Source organism: Psychrobacillus syltrankelensis, from assembly GCF_055454035.1.
In genome coordinates, this window is the sequence record NZ_CM144227.1 from 3,787,165 (window position 1) to 3,807,371 (window position 20,207).

Genomic DNA, 20,207 nt, shown 5'->3' on the forward strand with positions numbered 1-20,207 from the left:
GTTCACAATTTAGACAAAAGTGTTAAAAGACTCAAGAACAAAATAAAGAAACCAGATCGTTTAAAAACCTGGTTTCTTTAATGAGTTAATTTTATAAATAGCATTTAAAACATAATTTATTGATTGAAGCGACAAGCAGCGAGATAAGTGAGACAATGAGCGATTACAAAAGACGTGAATGCGGCGGTGAAGGCTCATCGCTCACCCAGCGGGGTCTGTTAAGCATACAAAATAGGAAGAGAAAATCCTAATAAGTAATTAATTTTAAAGGTGATTATTGATAAGTCCCCTTGTTTCGTGTTCATTGTTGCCCGCGGAAAGCGAGCACCGGAACGGAAAGCAACAACAGGTAAGAAAGCGCCCGCCTATATTATGCTCCAATTTCAATTATGAAATTGAAGTATCTTGCTCTACCTCTCGAGTCAATCTCTGTTTCTTAGACTTCCTAAAATAAAATAATTCATAAATACATGGAATGACAATTAGCGTAAGCAAGGTTGCCATGGCTAATCCACCGATAACTACAATAGCAAGACTTTGAGATACTAAGCTTCCTGTTTCTGCTTTTTTCAGCAATAGTGGAAGCATCGCACAGATGGTTGCGATTGCGGTCATGAAGATTGGTCTCATTCTTGTTGCTGTTGCTTCGATAAGTGCCTCGCGAATAATCATTTTTTGTTCGTTTTGTTTTACTCGGTCTAACAGCACAATCGCGTTTGTTACGACGATACCGATTAACATTAATGCTCCTAAAAGTGCAGTGATATCAACTGGTATTCCACTGATAAGAATTCCTAAAATGGCGCCAATTGCAGCAAGTGGAAGGGAGCAAAGAATTGCTATCGGTGCTTTAATCGACTTAAATGTGATCACCATTATTAAAAATACAATTCCGATGGAAACAAGCATGATGAGAAATAGGTCGGTAAAATCTTCAGCTTGTTGGCTACTTGATCCTCCAACTAAAACCTCCACGTTCTTAGGAATATCCATTGCCTTCATCTCTTTTTTATCGCCGAAAATCTCTTGATTTATCTTTTTCGAGATTTCCGATAGCTTCGTAGGATCAACGGATGCAGTGACACGTAGATATGCATTCCCATCTTTATGGAACTGGTTGGTTGAACGCTCTTCGCTTTTTATAGTTGCAATAGAAGAGATAGGGACTAATCCCGCATCAGTCATAACTGGAGTTTTTTCCAAGTCTTCCGGTGTTTTTGTATCTAGAACAGGTTCTAGGAATACGGTTTTTTGTTTGTCATTTAATTTAATCGTACCGATTGGTGTTTTATTTAACATTACACCTAACTGTTGTGCGATTTGTTCTGTGTTTCCTTTTGTTGGATTTACTATAATAGAGTGTACGGTTTTCTTTTTCTCTTGGTTGGTTGTTACTTCCTCCACGCCATCAATGTTCTGCACTTTTTCTTTAATAGTTGTTGCTACATTTTCAAGGTCCGCAATATTTTCACCTACTACATCTATGGTGATATTTGTGCTTGCACCTCCCATCATAAAGGAAGCTGTACTTACTTCAAAATGAGCATTCGGATATTGATCTTTTTTCTTTTCCATTTCTTTTAAGATGAAGTCTGTATCTTTTTTATCGTCCAATAAAATACTGAAGCTTGCTTCTGTCGGTGATCCAACCCAACCATATTGCGCAGCTTCTGATGGAGAACCTACTTGTGAAAATACATATTTAACTTTATCCATTGCTAGTATAGATGTTTCAAGTTCAGTAGTCTTTTCTTTCACATCTTCAATTGGTGTATCATTCGGGTAACTTAAAGTAGCCATCACATAGTCCGCGGAAGAGCTGTCAACGGCTCCTTTTGGAACGATAAAGTAAGCACCGATTGATCCGATAAACAGGAAGATGGAAATCGAGAAGACAATCCATTTGTGATTTAAAGACCATGAAACTATTTTTGGAAACCGAACAGCTGGTTTATGTTCTGGAAGCTTAGTATTCTTTAATAAACCTGCACTCATGATCGGAACGACAGTCAACGCAACAATCAAAGAGGCAAGTAAAGAATACGTAACGGTTAAAGCGAATGGTAAAAGGAATTCTTGAAGTCCACCATTCAATAAACTCATTGGTAAGAAAACTGCTACTGTCGTTAATGTAGAGGCAGTAATAGCTACTCCAACTTGCTTCGTTGCTTCAATAATCATTTGAGCTGAAAATTTCTCCGATTGCATTTTCCGGAAAATATTTTCGATTACGACGATACTATCATCAACAAGACGGCCAACTGCAACTGCCACACCGCCAAGTGTTAATATATTTAAAGTCACGCCAGACCATGATAGTAGTATTAGTGTGAAGCAAAGTGATAAAGGAATCGATACAATTGTTATAAAAGTAGTCCGAATATTTCGTAGGAAAATCATAATGACAATTGTTGCAAATAATGCACCAATAAGTACTTCCTTTATCATCGTTTGAACAGAATTTTTAACAAGATCAGCAGAAGAAATGTAAAGCACAGATTCCTGCTGTTTATACTGTTTATTGATAGCCTTTGTTACTTTTTCAACTTCTTTGCTAATAGTTACTGCATTAGATTGACTGTCCTTTGTGATGCTAATCTCTAAGCTATCCTTACCATTGAAACGGCTTATGAAATTTGCATCTTTTGTTTCTTTAATGATGGTAATATCTTCAAGCTTTACATTAGGAGCAACAGTTAATCCTTTCAGCTTATCAATGCTTGTTACATCTCCAATTACTTTAATATTGCTAGTTTTTCCATCTATTATTTTCTCGCCAATAGATACAGCGGTATTTTGGCCATGAAGAATCCCCATAACCGCTTGAAGAGGAATTTGTTTTTCAGACAATTTCATATCATCAATCTTGATGGATATAATCGTATCTGTAATTCCATATATATCGACATTGGATACACCTTTGATTTCTTGATAACGAGATAGAAGCTTTTCACGAGCAAAATCCATATTTTCTGTAGTCAATCCATCTTCAAAGGTGACCGCAATATTAGCAATTGGAATCATGGAAGTATTCAGCTGTGAAATGGTTGGCTTGGATATATAGACAGGTAAGGCAACCTTACTTAATGCTTCTTGTACATCCTGTTTTGCTTGTTTCATATCGTATCCTGCCTCAAAGAATAGGTCCACTTTGGAAAATCCGTCGCCGGTTGTAGAATAGACAGATGTTTTACCATTCAGTCCTCTAACGGCTCTTTCAATGGGTAAGGTCACTTCTGATTCCATCGTTTTGGAATCTGTACCTTGACCCATGGAAATTATTGTTACTTGCGGATTGTCCGCTGATGGTAAAAATTCCATTGGCAGTTTAAAGTAACTGATCACACCTATAACTAATATTAAAATGGTCAATACAGTAACAGCTGCTTTGTTACCAAAAGCCCACTTAGTAAAACTCGACATAATAATACTCCTCCTAAAAATTCAAAAGTTTGATAAAAAACACGAAGATAAATACGAAATTTAAAAACTTACTATATTTTTAATCCAGAATTATGTACTCCCTTCCTTCAACGTTTAAGTTCTATCTTCATTGTAAAAAATGGAAACATATTCCGCATTGAGCCTTAGAATTATATTTTTCTAAGACCTAAGACTTAGTATCATATGGAAAAATGGTTTCTAAAAATGCCAAAATTATTGAGGGAATTTCCTGGAATATAAAAAGGGTATAGAATACTTTTATAGAATTTATAGATTGGCTATATATAATATGGGGAATAAAATAAAGAAGACTGCGTAGCTTATATTCTTTTCTTCAAATTTAGAGCACACTTACAATTCTTTGACTGAAAAGGGAGTAAGCGTGATTGATCTACTAAAAGATGGATTAAATCCTTTTTTTGAAAGATAAAAATGTATATTCATTATTCTCCTGGCTAATTCATACTCTGAGCGATAGCTGGGCTAAATCTTCTTGTTAGTACAACTCACTTAATGGATTGTAGTGAAAGGTGGCGACTCCAGCGGGATGAGTGAGACAGATGAACCATCACAACGAACGCGTAGCGGCGGTGATGGTTCAACGCTCCCCCCGCGGAAAGCGTCCACCTGAAACGTAAATCCGCGGTAATGCTTTTGAAATAAGTCTATTTAAAGGAGTAATGCATATGAATTTTTTTACAACATTATTCGAATCGCATTTTGACTTATATTTACGATTGTTTATATCGACACTTATTGGTTTTTTTATTGGCTTAGAAAGAGCTATAAAAAACAAGCCAGCGGGTATTAGAACTCACATATTAGTATGTTTAGGATCGACATTAGCAATGGTCTTATCAACGCTAAATCAAGGACCAAGCATGGATCCTATGCGTTTAGCAGCTCAAGTAATTAGCGGCATTGGATTTCTTGGTGCTGGTGTAATTTGGGTTGATAAAGATAATGTGAAGCGGGGTCTTACAACTGCTGGAAATCTTTGGATTACTGCTTGCGTAGGTTTAACAATTGGTTATGGGGAATATGATTTAGCAATTATCACAGTAATATTAATGTTTATTGCTATGAACTTACCAAGATTGGTAGAGAAAGTAGGAATATTACCGTCAAGAGATAGAGAAGGCGATGATAGTGATGGAGAGTAGGACAAATTGTATTGGGTATAAAGTAAAAAGCTACAATAACCACAGTCAGTGGTCATTGTAGCTTTTTATATTTATAAAAAATTATTTAGTTATTTTGTGTAAAATGCTTTAGTTTCTTTTTCAGAAATGAAGTAAGGGAGATATAGTGTTCTCTCCGTTGGAAAAATTGTTTTCTACCTTATGCGTTGGAACAAATGACCATAAAGTTTTTTATCAATTTAAAGTTATTAATCTATTCCTTTAATTTAATTTGTGCTAAATTTCAGAGTATACAAAAAATTGTTAAGGAAATGGGTGCTGTGTAAATGAATTAATTTTTATGAAATGGCCAAAAAAGAACATTGTTTAATAAAAAGTAAGTTTTATAATCAAAGACCCACATTTTTTGGAGTAAATAATGTAACCGCTCTCATTAAGTTGGTCTTATATCTTTAATCACATGTATGAAAATGTTGAAATTACGAGGGGGATTAGAATGAAATTTATTAAGTATGTCTTATTTTTATGTCTGATGTTAATTGCACTTGTTGGTTGTTCGAATGATGACGTGGCTGGGGAGAGCACTAAGAAAGAAACAAAAGGCGGAGTATTGAGAGTTGCGGTACCTTCAGAACCACCAACATTGGATACGCATGTCAATACAACGACGATTTCTTCAAATATTGCGAGAAATATTTTTGAAACTCTTCTTACTTTTGACTCTAAAGGTAAAATTCAACCGATGCTAGTCGAATCGTATAATGAGGATGGAAAAACAATACAATTTAACTTGCGTCATGGCGTTAAATTTCATAATGGCGAAGAAATGAAAGCGGCAGACGTGGTCGCATCAATGAATCGTTGGATCAATGTTTCGAGTACAGGAAAAGAAACATTCAAAGGTGCCGCATTCAAAGAAGTTGATGAGTATACTGTTCAATTGGAAATGGCGCAACCGACTTCAACTGCCACACTCGTTCTTGCTTATTCTGGAGGAGAGTCTCCGAGTATAATGCCTGCTTCAATACTTGAGGGGAAAGATGAAAAAGAAAAAGTGACCGAATATATCGGTACTGGTCCATTTCAATTTAAGGAATGGAAACAAAATCAACAAATTCATTTAACTAAATTTAATGATTACTCACATCGAGAAGAGCCGGGAGATGGGTTAGCTGGAAATAGGGAAGCATTGGTAGATGACTTGTATATTATTTTTGTTCCAGATTCATCCACTCGTGTTGCTGGGATTTTATCAGGTGAATATGATGCAGCGATGGAGCTTCCGATTGATAACGTAGACATGCTTCTTAGTAGCAAGGATATCGAATTGAAAAGCGTTCCAAGGGAACTTCTGCTATTATATTTCAATAAAAAAGAAGGTCTTTTCACAAATCAGATTGCACGTGAGGCAGTAGATGCAGCAATCAAAAAAGAAGATGTGTTAAAAGCGGCTTTTGTAAACCCAGACTATTATAAGACGAATCACCATGTGATGTTAGCTAATCAGGAATCACAATGGTATAGCGATATCGGAAAAAACGAATATGGTTTCCAAGATCCAGAACTTGCGAAAAAGTTATTTAAAGAAGCTGGTTATAACGGCGAAGAAATTCGATTAATGACATCTAGAGATTATGACCATATGTATAATGCTTCGATTGTTATACAGGATCAGTTGAAAAATGCCGGGGTTAACGTGAAGTTAGAAGTTTACGATTGGCCGACTTTCTCAGAGCGTCGCAATGATCCGGATGCATTTGATCTGACAGTTATCACAAATAAAGGAAAAGTCGAACCGACTTCCCTTGTTTGGGCGAGACCAGATTATGTTGGTTGGACAGATAGCAAAGAACTAGAAGAGATTTCATCAAAGATTCGTCAAGCACCTTCACTTGAAGATGCACGAGGCTATTATGATGATTTGCAGGCTTGGTTCTTGGATTATAGACCTGCTATTAAAATGGGGGACGGAGATATGCTTTTCGCAGGGCGTAAATCACTCTCACATTTAGAAGACGTTGATGGGCTTATTTTCTGGAACGTTTCAAATTCTAAATAATTTTAAGATTGGATAACGCCAAGTTTAACATGTTGTCTTTACTAAACATGGCGTTATTTTTTATTTTCATTCAGCGGAATACTCTCACCTCTATAGGTGGTGATATGAATGAGGTTTTGTTTACTGTTCAGCGGGTGTTCAACCCCCCGCTGAATGAAGATAAAGCCTCCGGCGGATGACACAGATTTTGAAAGGAGTTAATCGAGCGAGCTCGATTCAAAATCTGGACGCAATTACGCCGAGGCGTAATTGATTTTAGCTCATTTATTCATCTTGTTTAATAGGAGGGAATCATTAATGTGGTCATATATTATTAAGCGATTGTTATCCTTAATCCCAGTATTATTTGTAGTATCAATTGTTATCTTTTCAATTATACATATCACTCCGGGGGACCCGACGTCTTTTATGTTGGGAGAGGAAGCAACGGAAGAACAAATTGCATCTGCTAAGACTCAACTTGGATTAGATAAACCTGTCTACGAGCAATATTTCCATTGGGTAAAAAAGGCCGTAGTTGGTGATTTGGGATTATCTTATCACATGAATATGTCGGTGAATGATGCAATCATGAGCCATGTTGGCCCTACATTATCTCTTGCAATTTTAGCGGAAATTGTTGCTTTGTGTATTGCCATTCCACTTGGAATTATCGCAGCAATTAGGAGAGGAACAGCTACAGATCAAACCGTTATGGGGTTTTCTTTACTAGGAATGGCAATCCCCAGTTTTTTACTTGCTTTGTTTTTAGTATTACTAGTGGGCGTGAAATTACAATGGTTGCCTGTGGCAGGATACCAACCACTGGAGAGTGGATTATGGAACCATCTTAAATATTTAATCATGCCAGCCATTTCGTTAGGCTCCATTCAAGCTGCATTAATTGCACGAATGACTCGGTCATCCATGTTGGAAGTTTTAAACACAAATTATATTAAAATGGCTAGGGCAAAGGGAGTAGTAGAAAGAAAAGTCATTTACAATCATGCTTTACAAAATGCTTTTCTTCCAATTCTCACAGTTATCGGTATCACTTTTGGTGGGCTAGTTACAGGTGCAGTAGTAACTGAAACTATTTTTAATATTCCTGGCATAGGATCGCTCATAATCAATTCAGTCTCAAAACGGGATTATACGGTCATACAAGGTATTGTGCTATTTGTTACTTTTGTATATGTAATGCTAAATCTGGTTATCGATATCTTTTATGGAATCATTGATCCACGTGTTCGATTAGAAGAAAAGTAAATTTTTTATTTTCGGAATATTAAATTAACATTTAAGTGTTAGGAGGAATAGCATGGACGGGATTGGGAGCACACTAACCCTCTCAGAAGCAAGAAGAAAGTTGAAAAAAGAGCAGCACCAACTTCTGAGAAAACGCTTTTTTTCCAATTATTCAATGATGATTGGGATTGTAATCGTCGCTTTTTTAGTACTGTTAAGTTTAATTGGCCCAAAATTAGTGGGCTATAGCCCTTATGAAATGATCGTCAGCAATCGACTACAATCACCAAATGCAGAACATTTATTGGGCACGGATAACTTTGGAAGAGATTTGTTAACTCGAATCATTCATGGAGCTCGTGCATCGATGGGCGTAGGTTTCTCTATCGCGATTATCACTTCGATTATTGGACTGACAATCGGTTTATACGCTAGCTTCTACAAAAGATTAGACCAAATTTTAATGAGAATTTGTGACGGGCTAATGGCGATTCCCGGAATCTTGTTGGCAATTGCCTTAATGGCAGCTTTAGGACCTAAAGTCGAAAACGTAATAATTGCATTAAGTATTGTGTTTACACCCTATGTTGCACGGATCGTTAGGTCTGCAGCACTCGTTGTATGTGAGCAAACCTATATTGAGGCGATGAAAGCTCAAGGTGCTAGTACTTCGCGCATTATTTGGCTACACATAGCACCTAATGTACTTTCTCCATTAATTGTGCAGGCAACTTTCATCTTTGCCGATTCTATCATTACAGAAGCAGCTTTGAGCTTTCTAGGAGCAGGGATTCCAGCTCCAGCACCAAGTTGGGGGAACATCTTATATGACGGAAAGCTTGTAATTTTTAATGCATGGTGGATGACCGTTTTCCCTGGATTGCTTATTATCATAGCTGTTATTGGCCTTAACTCTTTAGGGGATGGGTTAAGAGACATCATGGATCCACACTATAAAAAGGTTAAGAAAAAAAGAGCTAAAGTAAAAGCTTGAAGGGGGAAGAAGAGTCATGACGGATGCACTTTTGGAAATAAAGGATTTAAAAACACATTTTTACACGGAAACAGGACAAGTCACTGCAGTTAATGGCGTCTCTTTTGATGTTAAAAAAGGTGAAATCATCGGTGTTGTTGGCGAGTCTGGATGTGGAAAGAGCGTCATGTCTCAAACTATCTTACGGTTATTTGAAAAGGGAACGGTTGAATATGACGGCGAAATAAATTTTAAAGGAAAGAATCTTCTTTCGCTTACTGATCAACAAATGAATGGAGTTCGGGGAAATGATATATCAATGATTTTTCAAGATCCACTCAGTACATTAAATCCGGTTCATACTGTTGGACGTCAAATTGCCGAGTCTATTATATTGCATCAAAATGTGAGAAAAAGGGTTGCAGAAGAGCGTGCAGTTGAACTGTTGAGACTTGTTGGAATTCCATCTCCTGAAAGAAGGGCAAAGGAATTCCCGCATAATCTCTCAGGGGGAATGCGACAAAGAGCGATGATTGCAGTAGCACTTGCTTGCCGTCCACAATTATTAATAGCTGATGAACCAACAACGGCGCTAGACGTAACAATACAAGCACAAATCTTGGAATTAATGAAAAATTTAAACAAAGAATTGGATATGGGAATTATCTTTATCACACATGATTTAGGCGTAGTTGCAGAGCTATGTTCTCGAGTTGTTGTCATGTATTTAGGAGAAATTGTGGAAGAGGCAAGCATTGAAGAACTCTTTTCTAGACCGTTGCATCCTTATACACAAGGTCTTATTAAATCGATTCCACAATTAGATGGGGATAGATCTGCTCTTCTTCATACAATTGAAGGTACAGTACCTCCATTAACACGCATACCTATAGGATGTCGATTTGCATCTCGTTGCCCATTTGCAGATGAACATTGCATAGCCTCTTCACCGCCTGTTTTCGAATATACTCCTTCACAAAAGGTGAAATGTTGGCACTTTGAAAAAATTCTTGCTAAGCAGGAGGTGGCGACAGATGTCCACACTTACAATTGAGTCAAGTAATGAACAGATAGAATTAATTAACAGTAAAGAAACGCTATTAGAAATAAATAATTTAAAAAAGTTTTTCCCAGTGAAAAAGAGCCTCTTAAATTTTAATAAGGAAAAAACTTTCGTGCAAGCAGTGAATGATGTTTCCTTTATGCTTTATAAAGGCGAAACATACGGACTTGTCGGAGAGTCAGGCTGTGGAAAAAGTACGACAGGCCGTACGTTGCTGAAGCTCACAGAACCAACTGAGGGACAGGCATTTTATAATGGGAACGATATTTTCAAATTGTCAGAAAGAGAATTGAGAAAAGTACGTCAAGATATTCAAATGGTTTTCCAAGATCCTTATTCATCATTGAATCCGAGAAAAAGAATTGGGAAAACATTAGAGGAACCTTTAGTGATTCATAATATCGGTACCGCTAAAGAACGAACAGAAATTGTCATGGATATCTTAGATATAGTGGGGTTACAACTCGAACACTATTATCGCTATCCACACGAATTTTCAGGAGGTCAACGACAACGAATCGGGCTTGCGAGGGCGCTTATCTTAAATCCGAAACTACTCATCATGGATGAACCGGTATCGGCTCTTGACGTATCGATTCAATCTCAAATCCTAAATCTGTTAAAAAAATTACAGTCCGAGTTAGATCTAAGTTTTCTGTTTATCTCTCATGATTTGAGCGTAGTCCGTCATATTTCAGATCGGATAGGAGTCATGTATCTGGGGAGATTAGTAGAAGAAGCACCCACAGATGTGCTATTTTCAAACCCATTACATCCTTATACACAGGCACTTTTATCGGCAGTCCCAGTGCCGAAACTCGAATCAAAAAGGGAGCGAATCATACTAAAAGGTGATTTGCCATCACCTATGAATCCACCTTCAGGTTGTGTGTTCCATACAAGATGTCCTTTCGCAATGGAAAGATGCAAAACAGAAATTCCGCAAAGGAAGCAAATTACGAACGAACACAATGTAGCCTGCCATCTCCACGATTAATAGAAAGGCTCCTTCTCTATTGGAGGAAGGAGCCATTCTGGATAACTAGCAAATATACTATAGTAAACTAGTATTTACTGTTCCAGATGAATAGAGGCGAATTATTATGGTTTTAAGAAATGTATTACTGATCGTTTTAGGCTTTCAAATTGTGATTAATGCTACCCGTCCAATCATTACATTATCTGCATTTGATATGAATGCTTCTATGTTGGAGATTGGTGTATTGACAGCATCGTTTGCAGTCTTGCCACTTCTTATTGCTGTTAAAGCGGGAAAAATTGCGGATATTATTGGAGATCGCCTTCCAGTGATTTTTGGTTTAGTTGGCATTTCCCTAGGTATGTTTATCCCTTACATATTTGAATCCATCTGGTCATTGTATGTCAGTCAACTTCTAGTAGGAGCATCTAATATATTCATCGCCATTTGTTTGCAAAAAGTTCTCGGCAGTCATGCGACAAAAGAAAATCGTGATTATTACTACAGTATGTTCGGACTGGCTGTTGCGGCAGGGGCATTTATTGGCCCCGTTATGGGGGGCTACCTATCGGAACACTTTTCATATTCCGCATGCTTTCTCGTTTCGATGGTCATTTGTGTACCTTTAATAGTTGTTTCCTTTTATATACCAGTGGAGTTGAAAGAACAAACGACTGGAAAAGTAAATCTAAACTCATCACTTCAATTGGTAAAAGATCCACTCATTCAAAAAGCCTTATTTTCAAGCGCATTAGTTTTATATTCAAAAGATATATTTGTTGCCTATTTCCCGTTATATGCCAAAGATTTAGGCATCTCTACTTCAACAATCGGTTGGATACTTTCGATTCAAGGTTTAGCAATGATGATTGTTCGCTTTATATTGCCTAAAATGTTGCAAATAACGAATCGAGATAAGATATTATTTTATTCGGTCTTGCTTGCAGGTTCTTCTTTTCTGACTTTCGCATTGTCGAATAGTATTATCCTTTTTTGTATCTTTAGTTGTTTAATGGGATTCGGTTTAGGATGCGGACAGCCAATTTCCATGACGACAACCTATAACGCCTCGCCAAAATCACGGGAGGGTGAAGTACTTGGGATTCGTTTAATGATGAATAGGCTTTCACAATTCATAGCACCTGTCTTCTTTGGGGCAGTGGGGGGCTGGATTGGTATCGTATCTGTCTTCTACGTTAGTGGAGCCTTTTTAATAGGAGGGGCTTTTATAATGAAACCTGAACAAAATAAAGATGAATCAAAAACTGAAGAAAAAAGCCGTTCATAACATCGAGCTTTTTAAATAATCCAGGAGATTGTGGGGGGATTACTTGTGGAATATATTCTTATTTTTTTCATTGGTATCATAGCTACGATACTTGGCACACTTGCTGGAGGTGGTGGACTTATCAGTCTTCCGTCTATGCTGTTGATGGGGCTTCCAATTCATTCTGCGATAGGTGCAAATAAAGTATCGAATACCGTAAGTGCATTTTCAAGCTTTTACGTTTTACTTCGGCGCAAGGAGCTAACGATCAAAGAATCATTTTGGATCATTCCTGTGAGCCTTGGGGGAGGCTTGAGCGGAGGGTATATTGCTTCATTAATTTTCGGAGGCAAACTTATATTGGGTCGCTATTTGTTTACTAATATTCGCCTTTATCACGTCATTTCTATCTAAAGGAAATTTTGAGGGAAAAGAGCCGCTCCGTTTATCGAAAACTAGTGTTCCGGGTCTTTACGGAATTGGAATATATGACGGGTTGTTTGGTCCAGGGCAAGGGACATTAATGCTCTATTTATTTAGCCACTTACAAGTTGGATATATCCGGGCAGTCGGTTATGTGAGGCTTGCAACATTTGCAAGTTGTTTTGGTGCTTCTATCAGTTATATTTCCTCTGGAAAAATCATTTGGCCAATGACAATTGCTTTACTGCTTGGTTCCGTGACGGGCGCGCAGTTGGGTGTACGGATTGCACAAACTTTGAACCCGAAATTAGTTAAGCCAATCCTTCGGATTGTAACTGTCGCTATTATCCTTCAGCTTGTAGTGAAAAATTTTAAGTGAGTAAAAATAATATCAGCAAATAATTTCCGGCGTTATTCCTAAAACCATGGTGTTTTACAAATAACGATCATGTGCAGACTAAAATGTTATAATAGTAATATAATTATAAGTTGAAAAATGGTGATTGAATGTTTAAAGGGTCATTGCAACGTAAAATTTTAGTCGTAGTTATTTCCCTTATCTTTTTGATGGTCTTTTTAATGCTGAGTCTTTTTATTTACACAGATTATAAACGGGTGTTTCAAAATGCGGCGGAAAGGGGTTTGCAGACGGCGAGAATTCTGTCGCAAATGGACTCCATACAGTGGGCGATGTCGGAAGGAGACACTGGCGAATTAAAGCCACTTGTTGATTATTATGTGACACAGTCAGAATCCGCTTTTATCGTCATTAAAGATCGTGAAGGTAAGGTTCTTGCCCATCCGGATGAAGGGGAAGTTGGTAAAAATTATCCGATACAGGATGAGATGAAGGCACTTGTGTTCGGTGGAACTTATTCCTTGATATCCGACAGTATTTTGGGTTCCGCGGTTGTCGGAATTTCACCCATATACGTTGACAGACAAATTGTAGGTACAGCAAGAGTCGGATATCTGGTAAAGGATTTACAAAATACAGTTATTGAGCGAACAAAGAGGTTAGCATTTATTTCAATTTCTATATTTGTGATTGGGATAATCCTTAGTATTTGGCTAGCACGTCAAATACGTAAAGACACTTTTGGTATGGAACCGCAGGAGATTGCAAGCTTTTACAAGGAGAGACGTGCCATTCTTGCTTCCATTTCGGAAGGACTAATTGCAACCGATGGAAAGGGAAATATAACACTAATTAATACTGCCGCTAAAAAGATTTTGGATATTTCAAGTAACTATATTGGATGCTCAATACAATCAGTTTTCTCCACTTTAAGCTCTTCCGAACTGCTCAATGTTACCAATCAGCCTTTTTCCTTTGAATTAAATGTTCGTGAGAAAATTTTGATCATGACAATCGTACCGTTACGTAAGGATATTACAATATCTGGTACAGTGATTACATTTAGGGACAAGACGGAAATGAATGAACTCGTTAATACATTATTTGAGGTAAAGAAGTATTCAGATGATCTGAGAGCCCAAACACATGAGTTTATGAATAAACTCTACGTTATATCAGGATTATTACAACTACGTAAGTACAATGAAGCGGTTAAGATGATACAAGAGGACATCGACGTTACACAACATACGAATACATTTATATTTGAACATATCAAAGACCCAAATGTTCAAGCTATCTTGTTTGGAAAGATTGGGAAGGCATCGGAAAATAAAATCAAATTTGATATTGATGAAAACAGTAGTATTGGACATTTGCCTACCTTCATTGGCACGGGGCTTTTGACAATCATTATTGGCAATCTGATTGATAATGCTTTTGAGGAAGTGGCTGACCAACAGGAGTGCTGGGTGAACTTTTTTGCTTTAGATATTGGAAAGGATATCATTTTCGAAGTATCAGATAACGGTGGAGGAATTGATCCAGAGGTTTCAGATAAGATTTTTACAAAAGGATTTTCCACAAAGGCTACACCCGACCGCGGTTATGGATTATCGAATGTACGAAATGCGATTCAAGATCTAGGTGGGGAAATCCAGTGGAAAAGCGATGAAACAGGAACTATATTTACAGTATACCTCCCAAAAACAGAAAAAGTTGAAAGGTGAAGCTATGATAAATGTATTAATCGTGGAAGATGATTTTAGAATTGCAGAGATTCACCAACAGTTCTTAGAAAGCATAGAAGGCATTCGAGTGGTTGGGAAGGCATTACGAGCGGAGGAAGTTCACGGGTATTTCAAAAAGGAAAAAATTGATCTTTTGCTCGTTGATATCTATATGCCTGATCAGCTAGGGATTGATTTGGTTGTGGAATTGAAAAAGACATACATAGATTTGAGTTTCATTATGATCACGGCGGCTAAGGATATGGAGCTCCTCGAAAGAAGCGTAAAAGCGGGTGCCTTTTATTATTTAATTAAACCGTTGCAATTACAGAAGCTGTGTGAAGCTATCGAACAGTTTAGGAAGAGAAAGTTAATACTTGAATCGGACAAGCCAGTGGAACAATCATTAGTAGACCAATTATTCGGTAATTCCTTTGAAACACAGCAACAGGAGGAATTGCCGAAAGGAATCAATGCGCTTACACTTTCTAAGGTTTTGAAAACAGTAAAGGATATTTCGGACGGTACTACCGTTGAAGAAATTGGTGATCAGATAGGTGTATCAAGAACAACGGCGCGAAGGTATATGGAATACTTAGTGTCGACTGGGAGAATGAGCGCAGAGCTGGAGTACGGGATTGTTGGGCGCCCTGAAAGGAAATACTTTATGATTTGAGCATTCTCACACCGAGATGCTCTTTTTTGAACTTATTCAAAAGTGTGTATTTAAAAACATCGAATATTTTAGTAAAAGAAGAGGAGGGAGTTCGATGAAAAGAATCGTAAGCATACTTTTACCCGTATTCGTTTTGCTTTTGGCAGCATGTTCTACTAGAGGCATAGGTTACTCGGAAGAGAAAAAATTTCCAACAAAAGATATTGAGTTAATCGCCCCAGCAACACCTGGTGGCGGATGGGATGCTACGGCACTTGCAATCCAAAAAATCCTGAAAGATGAGAATTTAATAGATCAAAAAGTTAATGTTGTGAATAAGCCAGGAGGAAGTGGTGAAGTTGGCTGGCAGTACTTATCTAGTAAGGATGCCCATCATATTGCGATAAATTCAAGTCTAATGTTGACGAATAATCTTCTCGGACAAAGTAAATTGGAATTTCGGAATTTCACGCCTCTAGCAATTCTTACGACGGAATGGATTGCGGTCGCGGTACCAAATAGTTCACCATTTAAAGATGCAATTGAATTGATGGAAAAATTGAAAGAAGAGCCGTCTACTTTGAAAATCGCTGTAGCGCCAGGATTAGCAAACAATGACCATCTTTCTTTTTTACAAGCGGCTAAAAGTTACGGAGTAGATGTGTCGAAGCTAAACTTTCTTGTATATGATAGTGGTGGTGAAGTAGTAACAAGCTTACTTGATGATCGAGTGGAAGTAGCGATAACTTCCGTTTCCGAATTTATAAATGAGCATAAAGAGGACAAACTCAAAATCATTGCAATCTCTGCTGACAACCGTCTTGAAGGGTTGGAAGAGGTTGCAACTTGGAAAGAACAAGGAGTAGATATGGTATTTCCACACTGGAGAGGAATTGTCGGACCACCCAATATGTCAGAAGAAGAAATTGCTTATTGGAACAAAAAGATAAAAGAAATGATTGAAACAGAAGCCTGGACCCAATTGTTGAAAAAAAACAAATGGGAATCATTTTATAAAGATAGTAACGAAACGAAAAAGTTTTTAGAAGAGCAAGAAAAAAACTATCGTTGGCTAATTGATGGTTCTGGTTTAGTAGACTAACGATAAACTAAATCTATATCTAATGTATTGATGCGGATATATTACATTGGCAGATATGCCAAGTGTATTCAAAAAGTTTGATTCCTTGATTAGAAGAAGGCTTTGAATTTCCAAAAGCCTAATCTTAGACAGAGCCCTCGGAAACTCCTTTTAGAGTTCCCAAGGGCTTAAAAGTCTATCGTTTCGTATGTATTGAACTTTTTGTCATTTACCTTGATGGAACCGTCGTATACCGAACTGTACTTGTGATGGTGTGAGAGGATGGGAGTTAATCGCTCCCTCCTACTCTATTCTTAAGTAAAACATTTAATGGGGACTCCCGATTAGGTGATGTCATCAATTGCAAGGAATCTTCGCTGGATATCTTTTTTGGGGAAGCTCACTTTTAATATTTCATTTTGAAAAGAGGCTTTTATTTCTTTTTCAGAAATTGCATATGGAAGCGGGATAAAGTGCTCTCTTCGTTGATAAAATTGTTTTCTTCCGGTGTGGGTCTCGTAATTAATTTCCTCAAGAATAGAGTCCTCCATACCAATTCTTAACCTGTTTCCGATGATCTCTAATTGAATTTGGTTACGATTGTAACCTGGTAATTTTGCTTCAATAATCACTTCTGAATCGGTTTCATACGTGTCTATCCAGTTAGGATTAGGTGTAAAATGAGTGTTCATTTGCTTAAAGAATTGATTGAAATAGGAATCCACCTCATTGATCAAATTCCATAGTGAGAGTGGTTTAAATTCCATATCAGACATTTTAAAGATCTGATGGTTATTCTCCTTTGGGAGGTTGTCATTTCCAAAGGTCATTTTTATTCCTCCTTTTATAAATGATTTGCATAAAAATAGGTTATGTAAGAAGGGACTTATGGTAGTGGGCGATTTTTCCACTTTAGTAAATATGGCTAAACCTTTCAACAAGACTGATGGAGTGAAAAAGTGTATCGTAATAATTGCATATATAAAAAGTATAGGAGGACAACAAATGAATACTAAATACGAAAAAATCTTTCAATCTTTTACTTTTCCTTCAGGTGTAGAGGTTAAGAATCGCATTATGATTGCACCAATGACTAATTACTCCTCCCAAGAAAATGGAGAAGTATCTGAACAAGAGCTAGCTTATTATAAGGAACGATCAGGAGGTGTCGGAGCTTTTATTACAGCATGTGCTTACGTTAGCCAAGATGGAAAAGGGTTTCCTGGACAATTCAGCATCGATGATGATTTTTTCATACCTAAACTAAACAAATTAGCGAAAACAATACAATCGAATGGAACAAAAGCGATTTTGCAAATTTATCACGGCGGTAGACAATCACCGCCATCGTTATTACCAGATGAGCAGCCTATTTCAGCAAGTGCTATCGCTGCAGAAAGGGAAGGGGCACCTATACCTCGAGAAATGACAGAAGTAGAAATACAAAATACTATTAAAGCATTTGGTGAAGCTACAAGACGAGCAATTGAAGGAGGTTTTGACGGAGTAGAAATTCACGGTGCAAATACATACCTGTTACAACAATTCTTCTCTCCGCATTCCAATCGAAGGGAAGATCGTTGGGGAGGTTCCCTTGAAAAGAGAATGCAGTTTCCGTTAGCTGTAGTGGATTCTGTAAAAAAGACAGTTGTAGAACATGCTAAATCACCATTTATTGTAGGGTATCGTATATCCCCTGAAGAAGGAACAAATCCCGGGATTTCGTTAGAAGATACGCTTCAATTTGTAGACAGGCTCGCAGATCAATCTCTCGATTACTTGCATGTATCCGTCAATCATTTCTGGAATGGTTCCTTCCGTGACAATAGTGAATCCCAGTCTAGGATTATTAAAATTCATGAAAAAATTGGCAGTCGTCTACCGATTGTTGGTGTTGGTTCACTTCATACACCAGATGAAGTAATAGAAGCATTAGAAACTGGCGTCCCATTAATAGCATTAGGCCGAGAAATGCTCATGGAACCAAAATGGATTGAAAAAGTGGAAGCTGGTCAGGAAGACCAATTACGTACTACTCTATCAAAAAAAGACCAAGAGAAATTAGTAATACCGGACCCATTATGGCAGCGTTTAATAAATGTAAAGGGTTGGTTGCCGGTAGAAGAGTAATTATTTTATTCATTAGTGGCTAACCAGCTGTAAGAAATAAGAAAATCTAATTGAAATAATGGTATAATAGATTGCTTATTGAATTAAGATATTATGAACCTAATTGAAATGAAGGAATTCGAAATGTCTCATATAATTAGAATTCGGAAACACTATCGGAGGTGTCAACATGAATAAAAAATGGACAATTGAAAGTATCCGTGAGTATGTCACGAAGAATTCAGATAGTGAATTACTTTCTACAGAATATATCGGTTACTCGCAAAAGCTACTCTTTAAATGTTCTTGCGGAAATAATTTTGAAAAAACGTTCACTAAGTTTAAAGGTAGCAATCAGAAAAAATGTTCAGATTGTTTAGCACCTAGAACTTCACGTTAAATCATCTCTACATCTAAGAGCTACAACTCCCGGTTAGAATCGGTAGTTGTAGCTCTTTTTCTAATTACTTTATTCGCGAAAGGGAAGTTAATTAATTTGTGTAGTATTTATTTGAATCTTGTTCTATTCTATATTAAGAAAATAGAATTAACACGCGACCCTATGTCAGTCACAATTTGAGGAATAATTGAGTCTGGCACGGGGTCGTTCTTGAATACGGCAAATTTATTGTAGGGGGATGGAGAGTATGGAACAAACTATGGATAGTTCAAATGTTCAACTAGATAATCAAAGGATGGATATTGATGAATGGGTGACATTTTATCGTGCATTTACTTCTGGCGGAAAAAATGCCTCTTACATTCCAGCTTTAGAAATGGCAGACTCATCGCATTTGGGCATCACTATAATTGGACCAAATGGTACCATTATAAAAGCAGGAGATTGTGATGTTCCTTTTACTTTACAAAGCATTTCCAAAGTAATCAGCTTTATCGCAGCTTGCATGCACCATGGCATTCCTTATGTATTAGATAGAGTCGACTTAGAACCAACTGGAGATCCATTTAATTCGATTATTCGATTAGAAATGCATAAGCCAGGAAAACCATTTAACCCAATGATTAATGCTGGGGCAATTACAGTTTCCTCTATTCTTCCAGGAGAAACCCCACACCAAAAACTAGAAACGATAAGCCTTTTAATGGAGAAAATGGTGGGAAAACGACCAGTGTTAAATGAGGAAGTATTCCTTTCTGAATGGCAAACGGCAAATAGAAATAGAGCTTTAGCTTATTATTTAAAAGAAACAGGTTTTTTAGAAATAGAGGTAGAGGAAGCTTTAGAGGTATATTTGAAACAATGTTCACTAGAAGTAACGACTGAAGACATCGCTTTAATAGGATTAGTTTTGGCACATGATGGCTATCATCCAATACGGAAGGAACAAATTCTTCCTAAAGATGTAGCTAGATTAGCAAAAAGCTTAATGCTGACTTGTGGGGTTTACAATGCATCTGGTAAATTTGCAGCTTTTATTGGAATACCGGCAAAGACCGGGGTATCCGGCGGTATAATGGCTGCCGTTCCACCTCATATAAAAAGCGAGGTATTTCCTTTACAAGATGGATGTGGCATAGGCATTTATGGACCAGCCATTGACGAATACGGAAGTAGTGTGGCCGGTGTTATGTTATTGAAAAAAATAGCGGATACATGGGATTTAAGTATATTCTAAAAGTTGTTATGAAAGAGCTCTACAAATTCAGATCATGCAATTTGTAGAGCTTTTATGTTT

The 20,207-nt window shown here is 37.3% G+C and carries 15 protein-coding genes and 1 pseudogene; 14 read left to right on the forward strand and 2 right to left on the reverse strand.

The genetic code is table 11. From position 1 onward, the window contains the following. Window positions 1-387: 387 nt before the first annotated feature. Window positions 388-3,423, reverse strand: coding sequence for an efflux RND transporter permease subunit (locus ACTSKG_RS18700; RefSeq protein ID WP_464756027.1), 3,036 nt, complete (start codon window positions 3,421-3,423; stop codon window positions 388-390). A 707-nt stretch (window positions 3,424-4,130) separates the two neighbouring features. On the opposite strand from ACTSKG_RS18700, the gene ACTSKG_RS18705 reads away from it, so the two are divergent. The 11 genes and pseudogenes from ACTSKG_RS18705 (at window position 4,131) to ACTSKG_RS18755 (ending at window position 16,422) form a co-directional block, all read left to right on the forward strand. Further along, window positions 4,131-4,607 (forward strand): MgtC/SapB family protein, encoded by a 477-nt coding sequence (locus ACTSKG_RS18705; RefSeq protein ID WP_464756028.1) that lies wholly within the window; start codon window positions 4,131-4,133, stop codon window positions 4,605-4,607. Window positions 4,608-5,082: 475 nt separating this feature from the next. After that, the gene (locus tag ACTSKG_RS18710; RefSeq protein WP_464756029.1) at window positions 5,083-6,645 is read left to right on the forward strand and encodes an ABC transporter substrate-binding protein; all 1,563 of its coding nucleotides are present in this window, start codon (window positions 5,083-5,085) and stop codon (window positions 6,643-6,645) included. Between the two features lie 297 nt (window positions 6,646-6,942). After that, a complete protein-coding gene (locus ACTSKG_RS18715; protein ID WP_464756030.1) occupies window positions 6,943-7,893 on the forward strand; it encodes an ABC transporter permease in 951 nt (316 codons plus the stop codon). A gap of 52 nt (window positions 7,894-7,945) precedes the next feature. Then, window positions 7,946-8,866 carry an ABC transporter permease gene (locus ACTSKG_RS18720; RefSeq protein WP_464756031.1) on the forward strand — a complete coding sequence of 307 codons (921 nt, stop codon included), beginning with the start codon at window positions 7,946-7,948 and terminating at the stop codon, window positions 8,864-8,866. 16 nt (window positions 8,867-8,882) lie between these two features. Further along, window positions 8,883-9,899, forward strand: a complete 1,017-nt coding sequence (locus ACTSKG_RS18725) for an ABC transporter ATP-binding protein (protein ID WP_464756032.1) — start codon at window positions 8,883-8,885, stop codon at window positions 9,897-9,899. After that, window positions 9,880-10,905 (forward strand): ABC transporter ATP-binding protein, encoded by a 1,026-nt coding sequence (locus tag ACTSKG_RS18730; RefSeq protein WP_464756033.1) that lies wholly within the window; start codon window positions 9,880-9,882, stop codon window positions 10,903-10,905. The genes ACTSKG_RS18725 and ACTSKG_RS18730 overlap by 20 nt, the downstream gene beginning before the upstream one ends. A 106-nt stretch (window positions 10,906-11,011) precedes the next feature. Continuing rightward, entirely contained in the window at window positions 11,012-12,175 is a 1,164-nt protein-coding gene (locus tag ACTSKG_RS18735) for an MFS transporter (RefSeq protein ID WP_464756034.1), read from the forward strand. A 45-nt stretch (window positions 12,176-12,220) separates the two neighbouring features. After that, window positions 12,221-12,956 (forward strand): annotated as a pseudogene (locus ACTSKG_RS18740) (sulfite exporter TauE/SafE family protein). 128 nt (window positions 12,957-13,084) lie between these two features. Next, window positions 13,085-14,665 (forward strand): sensor histidine kinase, encoded by a 1,581-nt coding sequence (locus ACTSKG_RS18745; RefSeq protein WP_464756035.1) that lies wholly within the window; start codon window positions 13,085-13,087, stop codon window positions 14,663-14,665. A 4-nt stretch (window positions 14,666-14,669) separates the two neighbouring features. Beyond that, window positions 14,670-15,341, forward strand: a complete 672-nt coding sequence (locus tag ACTSKG_RS18750; RefSeq protein ID WP_464756036.1) for a response regulator — start codon at window positions 14,670-14,672, stop codon at window positions 15,339-15,341. Window positions 15,342-15,435: 94 nt separating this feature from the next. Further along, window positions 15,436-16,422: a tripartite tricarboxylate transporter substrate binding protein gene (locus ACTSKG_RS18755; RefSeq protein ID WP_464756037.1), complete on the forward strand. Its 987-nt coding sequence runs from the start codon at window positions 15,436-15,438 to the stop codon at window positions 16,420-16,422. Window positions 16,423-16,745: 323 nt separating this feature from the next. Here ACTSKG_RS18755 and ACTSKG_RS18760 read toward each other — a convergent pair whose 3' ends face one another. Then, complete coding sequence (locus ACTSKG_RS18760; RefSeq protein ID WP_464756038.1) at window positions 16,746-17,231, reverse strand: Hsp20/alpha crystallin family protein; 486 nt, start codon at window positions 17,229-17,231, stop codon at window positions 16,746-16,748. A gap of 175 nt (window positions 17,232-17,406) precedes the next feature. Here ACTSKG_RS18760 and ACTSKG_RS18765 point away from each other — a divergent pair, with 175 nt between their 5' ends. The 3 genes from ACTSKG_RS18765 to ACTSKG_RS18775 all read left to right on the forward strand — a co-directional run bounded on the left by ACTSKG_RS18765 (window position 17,407) and on the right by ACTSKG_RS18775 (window position 20,147). Further along, window positions 17,407-18,531, forward strand: coding sequence for an NADH-dependent flavin oxidoreductase (locus ACTSKG_RS18765; protein ID WP_464756039.1), 1,125 nt, complete (start codon window positions 17,407-17,409; stop codon window positions 18,529-18,531). A gap of 169 nt (window positions 18,532-18,700) precedes the next feature. After that, a complete protein-coding gene (locus ACTSKG_RS18770; RefSeq protein ID WP_464756040.1) occupies window positions 18,701-18,910 on the forward strand; it encodes a hypothetical protein in 210 nt (69 codons plus the stop codon). A gap of 259 nt (window positions 18,911-19,169) precedes the next feature. Further along, window positions 19,170-20,147: a glutaminase gene (locus tag ACTSKG_RS18775; RefSeq protein ID WP_464758068.1), complete on the forward strand. Its 978-nt coding sequence runs from the start codon at window positions 19,170-19,172 to the stop codon at window positions 20,145-20,147. The last annotated feature ends 60 nt before the right edge of the window (window positions 20,148-20,207 follow it).

What these genes read in the sequence shown, in the direction of transcription:
- ACTSKG_RS18700 (WP_464756027.1), bottom strand. Translation starts at nt 3,423, where the DNA reads ATGTCGAGTTTTACTAAGTGGGCTTTTGGTAACAAAGCAGCTGTTACT.
- ACTSKG_RS18705 (WP_464756028.1), top strand. Translation starts at nt 4,131, where the DNA reads ATGAATTTTTTTACAACATTATTCGAATCGCATTTTGACTTATATTTA.
- ACTSKG_RS18710 (WP_464756029.1), top strand. Translation starts at nt 5,083, where the DNA reads ATGAAATTTATTAAGTATGTCTTATTTTTATGTCTGATGTTAATTGCA.
- ACTSKG_RS18715 (WP_464756030.1), top strand. Translation starts at nt 6,943, where the DNA reads ATGTGGTCATATATTATTAAGCGATTGTTATCCTTAATCCCAGTATTA.
- ACTSKG_RS18720 (WP_464756031.1), top strand. Translation starts at nt 7,946, where the DNA reads ATGGACGGGATTGGGAGCACACTAACCCTCTCAGAAGCAAGAAGAAAG.
- ACTSKG_RS18725 (WP_464756032.1), top strand. Translation starts at nt 8,883, where the DNA reads ATGACGGATGCACTTTTGGAAATAAAGGATTTAAAAACACATTTTTAC.
- ACTSKG_RS18730 (WP_464756033.1), top strand. Translation starts at nt 9,880, where the DNA reads ATGTCCACACTTACAATTGAGTCAAGTAATGAACAGATAGAATTAATT.
- ACTSKG_RS18735 (WP_464756034.1), top strand. Translation starts at nt 11,012, where the DNA reads ATGGTTTTAAGAAATGTATTACTGATCGTTTTAGGCTTTCAAATTGTG.
- ACTSKG_RS18745 (WP_464756035.1), top strand. Translation starts at nt 13,085, where the DNA reads ATGTTTAAAGGGTCATTGCAACGTAAAATTTTAGTCGTAGTTATTTCC.
- ACTSKG_RS18750 (WP_464756036.1), top strand. Translation starts at nt 14,670, where the DNA reads ATGATAAATGTATTAATCGTGGAAGATGATTTTAGAATTGCAGAGATT.
- ACTSKG_RS18755 (WP_464756037.1), top strand. Translation starts at nt 15,436, where the DNA reads ATGAAAAGAATCGTAAGCATACTTTTACCCGTATTCGTTTTGCTTTTG.
- ACTSKG_RS18760 (WP_464756038.1), bottom strand. Translation starts at nt 17,231, where the DNA reads ATGACCTTTGGAAATGACAACCTCCCAAAGGAGAATAACCATCAGATC.
- ACTSKG_RS18765 (WP_464756039.1), top strand. Translation starts at nt 17,407, where the DNA reads ATGAATACTAAATACGAAAAAATCTTTCAATCTTTTACTTTTCCTTCA.
- ACTSKG_RS18770 (WP_464756040.1), top strand. Translation starts at nt 18,701, where the DNA reads ATGAATAAAAAATGGACAATTGAAAGTATCCGTGAGTATGTCACGAAG.
- ACTSKG_RS18775 (WP_464758068.1), top strand. Translation starts at nt 19,170, where the DNA reads ATGGATAGTTCAAATGTTCAACTAGATAATCAAAGGATGGATATTGAT.